Source organism: Phascolarctobacterium succinatutens CAG:287 (genome assembly GCF_000434895.1).
Lineage (GTDB): Bacteria > Bacillota > Negativicutes > Acidaminococcales > Acidaminococcaceae > Phascolarctobacterium_A > Phascolarctobacterium_A succinatutens_A.
The window spans coordinates 1-689 of record NZ_FR892736.1 but is presented as its reverse complement, the minus strand read 5'-3'; the positions used below and the strand labels follow the sequence as shown (position 1 = coordinate 689).

General features: G+C 35.0%; 2 protein-coding genes. One reads left to right on the top strand and one right to left on the bottom strand.

Features of this window, described 5'->3' with window-relative positions:
- Window positions 1-189: 189 nt before the first annotated feature.
- The gene (locus tag BN587_RS00025) at window positions 190-381 is read right to left on the bottom strand and encodes a DUF2442 domain-containing protein (RefSeq protein ID WP_021719134.1); all 192 of its coding nucleotides are present in this window, start codon (window positions 379-381) and stop codon (window positions 190-192) included.
- Between the two features lie 152 nt (window positions 382-533).
- Here BN587_RS00025 and BN587_RS12155 point away from each other — a divergent pair, with 152 nt between their 5' ends.
- Window positions 534-635, top strand: coding sequence for a putative holin-like toxin (locus BN587_RS12155; RefSeq protein WP_363316993.1), 102 nt, complete (start codon window positions 534-536; stop codon window positions 633-635).
- Window positions 636-689 lie beyond the last annotated feature (54 nt).

Here is a 689-nt window from a genome sequence, read left to right as displayed (position 1 = left end):
TATGGGCGGTTGTCTTTCTACTTTTATTATAACACATCCAAATATTTTTGCAATACAGTAATCCAAACATAGAAAAACAAAAATCATCTATGCACTTTTTCTTGAATCAACGCCATTTTTGTAAAGCTCCTCTGGTGCAATATCAATATCACCATCGTTCCATACAACAATTCCATAATCAATATACACCTATTTAAAAAGCTCTTCATCAAGCAGAGGCTTAAAGGCAGGATAATTGAGTATAGGCTTAAAATCGTAGATTTTAGCTTCACCGGTATTGAATCTTACCCATAATTTCCAATCAGCTAAAGGTCGCACACCACATATCTTTAAAGCAGGGCTTGCATCACCAGCATAAGCGATACCATCTTTAATGAACATATCAATCTCTCCTAACGTAATGGATCAATCTCATTCACAAATATTTGATAAAATTATTACTAAGTCTTTTCTTCCTTGTCAAAAATTTGTTTACATGATACAATAATAAGGACAACCGTGTTGCAGGGTGGCGTTGCCGAAATTCCGTTGGAATGGAGGTGATGTCTATGGTATATTACACCTTCCAAGATCTTATGATTTTTGGTATGTTTATACTGGCATTGCTGACGTTCATTTTTAAGAACAAAAAGTAAAATGCACATAGAAAAACCGCCTCTGTAATTTGCTACTCACTGAGGCGGATTTTC

What these genes read in the sequence shown, in the direction of transcription:
- BN587_RS00025 (WP_021719134.1), bottom strand. Translation starts at nt 381, where the DNA reads ATGTTCATTAAAGATGGTATCGCTTATGCTGGTGATGCAAGCCCTGCT.
- BN587_RS12155 (WP_363316993.1), top strand. Translation starts at nt 534, where the DNA reads ATGGAGGTGATGTCTATGGTATATTACACCTTCCAAGATCTTATGATT.